The organism is Endozoicomonas sp. SESOKO4 (genome assembly GCF_024606275.1).
This window is the reverse complement of sequence record NZ_JAHHPS010000253.1, coordinates 1-8812: the sequence shown is the minus strand read 5'-3', so window position 1 is coordinate 8812 and position 8812 is coordinate 1. Positions and strand designations below refer to the sequence as shown.

General features: G+C 49.0%; 11 protein-coding genes. 6 read left to right on the top strand and 5 right to left on the bottom strand.

Going from position 1 to position 8812, the window contains the following annotated elements; translation table 11 throughout:
* Together KDK16_RS04600 and KDK16_RS04595 are read left to right on the top strand one after the other, a co-directional pair.
* The coding region (locus tag KDK16_RS04600; RefSeq protein ID WP_257274899.1) for a S1 RNA-binding domain-containing protein at positions 1-831 on the top strand (831 nt) is incomplete at its 5' end.
* 169 nt (positions 832-1000) lie between these two features.
* A complete protein-coding gene (locus tag KDK16_RS04595) occupies positions 1001-1639 on the top strand; it encodes a hemolysin III family protein (protein ID WP_257274898.1) in 639 nt (212 codons plus the stop codon).
* 76 nt (positions 1640-1715) lie between these two features.
* Here KDK16_RS04595 and KDK16_RS04590 read toward each other — a convergent pair whose 3' ends face one another.
* The gene (locus tag KDK16_RS04590) at positions 1716-2150 is read right to left on the bottom strand and encodes a CCDC90 family protein (RefSeq protein ID WP_257274897.1); all 435 of its coding nucleotides are present in this window, start codon (positions 2148-2150) and stop codon (positions 1716-1718) included.
* 191 nt (positions 2151-2341) lie between these two features.
* Between KDK16_RS04590 and KDK16_RS04585 the strand changes: the two genes are divergently transcribed.
* Positions 2342-2704, top strand: coding sequence for a GFA family protein (locus KDK16_RS04585; RefSeq protein WP_257274896.1), 363 nt, complete (start codon positions 2342-2344; stop codon positions 2702-2704).
* A 127-nt stretch (positions 2705-2831) separates the two neighbouring features.
* The gene (gene rlmB, locus KDK16_RS04580) at positions 2832-3569 is read left to right on the top strand and encodes a 23S rRNA (guanosine(2251)-2'-O)-methyltransferase RlmB (protein ID WP_257274895.1); all 738 of its coding nucleotides are present in this window, start codon (positions 2832-2834) and stop codon (positions 3567-3569) included.
* 13 nt (positions 3570-3582) lie between these two features.
* Here the strand turns inward: rlmB and KDK16_RS04575 are convergent, their stop codons facing one another.
* Entirely contained in the window at positions 3583-3825 is a 243-nt protein-coding gene (locus KDK16_RS04575; RefSeq protein ID WP_257274893.1) for a DUF2789 domain-containing protein, read from the bottom strand.
* 92 nt (positions 3826-3917) lie between these two features.
* Here KDK16_RS04575 and KDK16_RS04570 point away from each other — a divergent pair, with 92 nt between their 5' ends.
* Together KDK16_RS04570 and KDK16_RS04565 are read left to right on the top strand one after the other, a co-directional pair.
* The gene (locus KDK16_RS04570; RefSeq protein ID WP_257274892.1) at positions 3918-4862 is read left to right on the top strand and encodes a D-2-hydroxyacid dehydrogenase; all 945 of its coding nucleotides are present in this window, start codon (positions 3918-3920) and stop codon (positions 4860-4862) included.
* Positions 4863-4927: 65 nt separating this feature from the next.
* Positions 4928-5221, top strand: a complete 294-nt coding sequence (locus KDK16_RS04565) for a HigA family addiction module antitoxin (RefSeq protein WP_257287452.1) — start codon at positions 4928-4930, stop codon at positions 5219-5221.
* On the opposite strand, the gene KDK16_RS04560 is transcribed toward KDK16_RS04565, so the two are convergent.
* The 3 genes from KDK16_RS04560 to KDK16_RS04550 form a co-directional block, all read right to left on the bottom strand.
* The gene (locus KDK16_RS04560; RefSeq protein ID WP_257274891.1) at positions 5222-7768 is read right to left on the bottom strand and encodes a translocation/assembly module TamB domain-containing protein; all 2547 of its coding nucleotides are present in this window, start codon (positions 7766-7768) and stop codon (positions 5222-5224) included.
* Between the two features lie 46 nt (positions 7769-7814).
* Positions 7815-8513, bottom strand: a complete 699-nt coding sequence (locus KDK16_RS04555) for a hypothetical protein (protein ID WP_257274890.1) — start codon at positions 8511-8513, stop codon at positions 7815-7817.
* On the bottom strand, positions 8510-8812 hold a 303-nt coding region (locus KDK16_RS04550; protein WP_257274889.1), incomplete at its 5' end, for a BamA/TamA family outer membrane protein. The genes KDK16_RS04550 and KDK16_RS04555, both read right to left, overlap by 4 nt.

Below are 8812 nucleotides of genomic sequence, written 5' to 3'. Positions count from 1 at the left end.
CACTTCACTTCGCCGATTCGTCGCTATCCCGACCTGCTGGTGCACAGGGCTATTCGTCATATTATTCGTTCTTCCGTTGAAACCCGTCACGTTGTTCGTGTGGGCGCCAGTGAGATGAACAAAAAGACTATTTATCCCTATGATGGCAATGAAGTTCTGGCTATGGGCGAGCATTGTTCTGCGACCGAACGCAGGGCAGACGAAGCCACGCGGGATGCTATGGATTGGCTGAAGTGTGAGTATATGCAGCAACATATCGGACAAACGTATTCCGGTGTCATTTCGTCTGTGACCGGCTTTGGCCTGTTTGTCGCCCTGGATGATATTTATGTAGAGGGGTTGCTACACGTTACCAGCCTTCCAGGTGATTATTACCACTATGATTCCGTTCACCATCGCATGGTGGGTGAAAGAACCGGTAGAGGTTATCGGCTAGGTGATGATATCGAAGTCATGGTTGCCAGCGTCAATCTGGATGACCAGAAAATTGATTTCGAATTATCCACAGGCGCTGGACTGAGACCCTCTCGTTCTCGTAAACCCCGAAAAAGCCCCTCAAAAGGTGGTAAGCCATTAGCCAATGTGGCCAAGAGTCGGGCGGCAAAAAAAGCTCTCTTGGATGCGGCAAAGTCTGAAGAGTCAGGCAAGAAGACGACAGGTAAGAAGCGAAAGCCCAACCGCAAGCAAAAAGCCGGTGCTAAAAACACTGGCAAGAAAGCCGGGAAGCCGTCAGCCGATAGGAAGCCGTCAGCAGGTAAGAAGCCAGTAGCCGATAAAAAGCCTTCAGCAAAACCTGCTGGCAGGCAGCCGGGAAAGAGAAAAGCTAAGTGATTTGAAAGTGGTTAGGCGGCACTCCTTTGCTTTCTGATTTTTTGATCAGTCAATTGATCTTTCTTTGTCATCTGCTCTGGCATTAATCGGAATCTTGAGTATTATCCGGGCTCGATAGTCCGCTTCGAGTGTTAAGATGTCACGAAACACCGACACAGGAAACAACCTCATGGCCAGATATAGCCTGGCTGAAGAGATTGCAAACAGTATCACCCACGGTCTGGGCGCCTTGCTCAGTGTTGCTGGTTTGACCCTTTTAGTAGCTTATGCAGCCGAGCAGCATGATGTCTGGCGCATCGCCAGTTTCAGTATCTACGGGGCAACGCTGATACTGCTCTTTCTCTCTTCCACGCTCTATCACAGCATCCAGCATGAGAAGACCAAGAAGGTCTTCAAACTGCTGGATCATTGTTCCATCTATCTCCTGATCGCTGGAACTTATACCCCATTCTTACTGGTCAGTATGAGGGATACTTTGGGCTGGATCATGTTTGCTACTGTCTGGCTGCTGGCTATTGCGGGCATTGTTTTCAAAGTCTGGTTTGGTCCACGTTTTAAAAAACTTTCAGTAGCCACTTATATTTTGATGGGCTGGCTGGTTCTTTTTGCGTCAAAAGAATTAGCCAGCAAGATATCGCTGGAGGGCGTCTATTGGCTGGTAGCGGGAGGCCTCTCTTATACCCTCGGGGCTGTTTTTTACCTGTGGAAAAAGCTGCCCTTTAACCATGCTATCTGGCATGTGTTTGTCCTGGGCGGTAGCTTCTGTCATTTCTTTGCTGTTTTTTTTCACGTGCTTCCCGTCAGTTAGTTCTTGGTCAAGCTACAAGTTAGTTCTATTGTCTGTGCTCGCGTTGGTGAAATAGGCGGGCTAACCAACTTTTGTGTTAATGGAAGTACCAGTTGATGGCAAAGACGCTGACAATGGTGGTAATCAAACCGAGGAAGGTAATGATGTATTGCCGGTTGATGGAGCCCATCTCGAAACGCACATCGGCGATTTCAGTGCGGACATCAGTGATTTCAGTGCGGACATCAGTAATTTGAGCGCGGAAATCAGTGATTTCAGTGCGGACATCCGTGATTTCAGCGCGGACACCGGCTATCTCTTTATGCACTTCAGAACGCAGGCTGCTTATTTCTGAACTGAGTGCCTGATAGCTGCGCTCACTTTGCAGTTGCACCTGCATGATGGCTTCTTGCATTACCAGCACATCTTTCTTACTGGCATTGTACTCAGGATCAAGGGAAGCACTGACTTTGCTGGCCAGTTCTTCATCAATGCCAATACGCTTTAATTCTGAAAATAACGACTTTTCCATAACAACCCCAAAAATTCAGAATCACAGCATAGATCAGGGATGACACTATGACCACCTGGCAGGAATAGAGCGCAGACTCTCATTTCCAGTATTGGGATGATGCGCCTTGTCGGGCGCAGTCGACAGTTGTCGATCTTTCATTTGCTCTGCACAATAGAGCCTAATAATGTTTCTGTAGAGCGAGAACGTCTATGTATTTCGGTCAGTGTTTATGTGGGCAGGTTTCCTATCGGGTAAAATCCGAGTTTGTCGAGATTGAATGCTGTCATTGTCTGACGTGCAGAAAAGCTCATTCTTCAGCTTTTGCCATGGGAGTGACAATCGACAGTGCTGATTTCGAGCTGCAGACAGGACAGGAACTGCTGAAGGAGTACGAATCTTCAACAGGAAAGAAAAGAGTTTTCTGTGGCCAATGTGGTTCTCATCTTTACGCTTATCGGGTGGCACAGCCGGAGTCGGTTCGATTGCGCCCTGCCTGTTTGAATATCGACATGAGTTCATTCAAATACAGCCATATATATACCGAAAACTGTCTGCGCATCCACTCTGAATGATTGATAAGACTTCAATCATTAACGGCTCATTGAAGCCTCTGATGAGTAGATCAACATTCCACTTGAACCTTTGGCTCTGCTAATATGCGTTCATTCCTAATTCCAACCCTGTATACGAATTCCCGTAATGAGTGATGATGTCGTTTTTGGCCTGCACGCTGTGCAAAGCCTGTTTGAGCATTCTCCGGAAAAAGTTCTGGAACTGATGATCCAGAAAGGTCGCACTGACAAGCGCATTAATGCGCTGGTGGAGGAAGCCCGCAACCAGGGGGTGACGGTGCGTTTTGTCGAGCGCAGCCGACTGGATTCGAAAGTTGAAGGGGTGCATCAGGGCATAGTGGCCAGAGTTGCACAGGCGAAAGTCTACCGGGAAGGTGATTTGGAAGATCTTCTGAATACACTGGATGAGCCGCCTTTTCTATTAATACTGGATGGTGTGACCGATCCTCATAATCTGGGTGCCTGTCTAAGAACCGCCGATGCCGCAGGGGTTCATGCCCTGATTACGCCCAAAGACAAATCTGCCAGCCTGAATGCGACAGCTCGAAAAGTGGCCTGTGGTGCTGCAGAGAATGTTCCATTGGTGCAGGTAACCAATCTTTCCAGAACCATGGAATGGCTGAAAGATCGTGGCATTTGGATGATTGGAACCGCGGGTGAAAGTGCTTCTGATATTTACAAAACAGACCTCAAGGGTCCCCTGGCTCTGGTGATGGGCGCTGAAGGTAAGGGCATGAGAAGACTGACCCGTGACAAGTGCGATTCATTAATCTTTATCCCCATGTCAGGGTCAGTCAGCAGTTTAAATGTTTCTGTAGCGACAGGTGTCTGCTTGTTTGAGGCGGTTCGCCAAAGACAGTTATAGCAATCCGAAATTCTCAGGATGGTTTTTCTCTCAACAGGGCGTCGAGATGTTCAATCAACACAACCCAGTCAGCGACTTCATTGTATGCCCGTTGAATAAAAGCCTGCTGACTATCTGAAAAGAAGTCGGCATGCTCAATTTTTACCCGGTGGGGCATTTTTTTATGCTCTTCGATGAAGGCATTGATTTCTTGATCACTGCTGGGCAGTCCAAGCTGATCAAACAGATCGTTCATGGTGTGATGGGCAGGTTCCATTGAGACCTCCTGATGGAATCTGTTTTCGTAACGTCAGGATAGCAGGCCACTGTCTTTTGAAAAGATAAAACCGGATTCCAAAGGTAAAAAATGTGACTACAAAAAAGAATGTCGTTTTATTGGATCGGGCTACTCTGGGTGACGGCGTGTCTCTGGAGGCGTTTCATCAGCTTCCGGTACCGTTGGTGATATACGATCAGAGTGAACCAGAAGATGTGATTGAACGTTGTCGTGATGCGGTCGCGATTGTCACCAATAAAGTGGTGATTGATGAGTCGACGCTTTCTTCGCTGCCCAACCTCCGGTATATCGGAGTACTGGCAACAGGAACGAATAATATTGATCTTGCTGCGTGTGATCTGCGCGGTATTAAAGTCCAGAATGTAGAGCGTTACAGCACTGCGTCTGTTGCTCAGCATGCCATGACTTTAATCTTGTCTCTGGCGGGCTCTGTTCCCGCTTACTCACGAGATGCTGTGAACGGCACCTGGGCAGAAAGCGACAGATTCTGTCTGCTTAATCATCCGATCATGGAGCTGGGAGGTAAAAACCTGCTCATTGTCGGTTATGGTGACTTGGGCAAGGCGACTGCCAGACTGGCAGGAGCATTCGGAATGAATGTATTGAAGGCTAGAGTACCTGGCTCACCGACAACCTCTATAGACCGGATAGAATTAGACGAAGGGTTGAAACAGTCAGATGTCGTCAGTTTGCATTGTCCATTGAGTGAAAGTACGGCCAACCTTCTGGATCAGAAAAGACTTTCGCTGATGAAGCCAGGGGCCATTCTGATCAACACCGCCAGAGGTGGGCTGGTAGACGAGAGTGCTTTGGTCTCGGCGCTGGAGGCAGGGCGACTGGGAGGTGCCGGGTTTGATGTGTTGTCAGAAGAGCCTCCCGGAAACGGGAATATCCTGCTCAATAAGTCTCTGCCAAATTTGATCGTCACTCCCCATTGTGCCTGGGGAAGTCTCGAGTCGAGACAGCGTCTGGTCAATCTTGCGGCGCAGCATTATGCACGTTTTTTTCAGGGATAGGAGTCGGCTTTCATAAGTTTAGGAATGCAAACTCCTGAAATACTGAACTATGAGGATTATCATCGATGAGAATGCACGACCCACTCCATCCCGGAGAGTTTATTAAGCAAACCTACATGGAACCAGCTAAAGTAAGCTGCAGGCAGCTATCTGAGGCCTTAGAGGTCTCACCCTCTACTTTGAACAGAATTTTGCAGGGAAAAAGCGCTGTGTCTACCGAGATGGCCAGAAGATTTTCCAAGGTTCTTGGCAGAACTGCGGAAAGCTGGCTCATCATGCAGAATAATTATGACGTCTGGCAGTCAGAGCAGTCGGTGTCGCTCAACACACTGAAGCCTTTCAAGTTTTCTTTAGCGTGACTACTGAGCCCCTCCTTCAGAATCAGGAGTGTAGGTAAAGCGATAAAAAATATCCACAGCCTGAGCCAGACCACTGACAACCTGCAGATAGAGTCTGGGCATGAGTTCATAGCGAACCTTCACTTCGCTCACTGAGTTAAAAACACCTGCACCGTACTGCAGGCGCAAACCGGGAGCTATGTAGCCACCAATGGTGATCTGGGTGTCTTCGCCACTGCCTGCTGTATCCAGCGAGACGTCGCTGAAACCAAAGCTTTCACCAATGGAGGTAGCGATACCACCAAACTGGGAAACACCGATACCCACCAGCATCGCCTCCGCTCCGGAACCGTCATCGCCTTCCAGACCTCTGCCTCGCAGCAGGTAGGAAAGTTGTTCCTGTTGTGGCATTTCCGGGCTGGAATAAACCGTCCACTCAGGTTTATTGACAGGGCCACTGACTTTGATGCCAACCTCCACATTATCTTCAATGGTTTCCGGGTTTCGAACGGCATTGACCAATAGATAGGGAGAGTCGACAGGCCCCTGAAAAATGATTTTTCCGTCCTTGATCAGTAAATCCTGGCCCAGCTGGTGGTAGCGACCCTCTAGTTGAATAGTGCCGTTTCCTTCAAGGGGTTTGTCAGGCAGCTGCAAAAGATCCAGATGCCCCGTGAGTCTGGCTTTGAAACCAAAAGCATTGAGCCGGACTTCGTCTCCGAGTACTACCCGTAGCTTCATCGAAAACAGCTTTAGAGCCTGCTCCCGGAGCTCTGAAGTCTGCCCTTCCTGAACGATCACGACATCGTCTGACACCGAAACAGCACTCTCAGGAAGTCTGTTGATGGTAATGCGACTCCACGGAATTCGGATGATACCTGTCAGTGTCACCTCTTCAGACAGTGTCAGCTTCAGGTTGGGTGAAAGCTTGATCTCGCCAATACCGGGGTAATTAACATCCAGGTCTTGTCCCTCCAGCGTAATGTTACCGCTTGGCTGTCGGAGATCCTTCCAGCTCAGTTGCCCTCCCAGATCCAGTGAGCCCTTACCCACCTGCATTTTGCCTTCTACTGTGCCTGAATCACCGGCCACATTGAGGTAAGTATTAAGTGCAGAAACGCTGACAATATCTCGCGTGGTATTGGCATAGCCATTTTCAATGGCCAGGCGACCGTAAAAGAGCGGTTTGGCAAGAGAGCCTTCCATTCGCCCCCGGGCAGAAAAAGTACCTTTCAGATCACTGACTTCAGGTAAGAAAGGTGCAAATATTTCCAGCAATAAATGATCAATATTCAGCTGACCGCTCAGGGTTCTCTGGTTTTGCAGGTCATCGACGGTCAGGGTCAGACGGCCGCGCCCCAGTTTATCGGAGAGGAAGTTAAAAGAGCTTTGAAGCTGGTTGTTGGCGATTCGGGCTTCCATGTTGAGCTGGCGGTAATCGCCGGACAGATTATAAGCCTGAAGTGTTCCGGGGCTTGAAGAAAGCGTTAACGACAATGTCGGCTGATTATCCTTCCAGCTTACCTCGACCTTAGAGTTTATAAGTGCCTGCCAGTCAAACTCGTTGGGGAAAAAGGCCTTGAATCTTTCAGGTGCCAGTTGCTCAATGTGAAAGGAGAGATGTCCTGAGTCCTTGCCCAGATGGCTGGATTGAGCACAGATACTGGAAGGGGATGACTTCAGGCAGAATTCAGAGAATGAAGCACCGGCTGCCGAGGCTGAAATATCAACAGGCTTTTTCAGTGACCAGTCTCCGAATTCTGTGTTCAAGTCACTGCGCGTCAGCTGTCCCTGCCATTGTTCGTTGAGGTAGCTGCCAGCCAGGGTGATGATGCTCTTGAGTGCTTTACCTTGAGTTGAGAGCCGGACCTGATGCTGCTTTTCATTGCCTCGTGCTTCAAGCAATATCTGGTTTAGTGTGTGGGGGCCCTGTTTCAGGGCCTCTATGTTGATACGAGCCTGCCCCAGAATGTGTTCTTTCTTTTCAATATGACCTTTTGCCAAAAGGCCATTAATCGCCGTGTCCAGATAACGGACAGAGGAGCTATCAAGTTGAAAGGTCAGTCTGGGTTGCTGTTTGCTTCCGGATACATCGATGAAACCTTTCACTTCACCGTCAAGGCCGGGGTAAAGTTCTGCCAGCTTTGAAGCATTGAGTTTCGCTTCTATATCCCACTGTTTATCAATAAGACCATGGGCGCTTAACTGATTTTCACCGAAATTGGCATTGAAGTGGTCTAACTTCCAGTTATAAAGATGATTGATGTCCAGTGTGCCGGAGACTGAGACGGGCCATTCCCTGAGTTTGCCAGTGATATGCATTTCAGAAATCACCAGATGCCATGCCTTACCGTCCAGATTAAAACGGCTTGCCAATACACCGTCGAGCCTCCCCGGATACCCGGGCAAAAAGTTGGCTGTGTTCAGACTATTGAGGTTCACCTTCCCGCTCCATGCAATACCTTTTGTCCAGCTAAGCTGACCAGAAAGATCTGCATCACCTTCAGGTGTTGAGAGGTTCAGGTTTTCGATCGCAATATGTTCGAGACTGCCCCGAGCCTTGAGCAAGGCCTTTATCCGGGTTTCTTTTTGGGTCTCAGGAGTGGATAAGACATTAGCAATGGCTGTGGCATTGGCAGCTAGCTGGTAATCGGTCAGAGAGCCTTGAAGAGTCGCCTTCAGATTTTTTGGCTGGAGCCTGCCATCCAGGGGGGGGGGGGGGCTGAATATCTAAGGTTGCTGACAGTGGATAATCGCCGCTCAGTGTTATTTTTCCTTGCAGACTGGCTTTCCCCAAAGCGTGTTCAACCTTGAACTCATGAATAGTGATTTGGGATTGTCGGGCATCAGCAGAGAGAAGGAGGTTAGTCACTTCTTCTTTAATCTCACCCTGTTCATAAGTGCCTCTGTCCAGAGTCAGTTTCTTAAGAGTGATTGGCAGAGGGAACTCTATCTCCGGTAATACCAGCTTTTCGTTGGAAGGGGCTTGTTCTTTATCAGGCGATGGCAGTTTAATGACCAGATTTTTCAGTTCCAGTTCATCAATGTCCAGAATTCCTCCGAACAGCATTCCCGGTTGCCAGTGCAGAGTGAGCCGGTTTGCTTTGAATATCGTATCCTGATCGACCCAGCCTGGATTCTGGAAGACAAGGCCATTGGTTGTCGATCCCTTGATCAGTTCACCCTGAAGTTCAGGTAATTGGGCGCGAGCCAGTTTCCATAGCCAGAGGTTACCGGTATGAGTAAGCAGCAAAAACAGCACCAGGCAGAGGAGCGTGACGAGAGAGGTTAAGATAGCCAGAGCCGTCTTCATATTTCCGGCCCCATTGTAAAGTGCATTTTATAGGGCGTATCAGGTTCACTGACAGCGAAAGCGACGTCAAATCTCAGAGCGCCCAGAGGGGTTATCCAGCGAATACCAAAGCCGGCACCGGTTTTCCAGTCGTCCCTGTAGTCATTGGTGGCTGTTCCATGGTCAACAAAAACAGCGGCTCGCCAGTGTTCCAGAAATTGATAGTTGTATTCCATGCTGAGCGCCGTCATATATTGGGCACCTGTCAGCTTTCCGTCGGCGTCCTTGGGGGAAATACTTTCATAGTCGTAGCCTCTGAC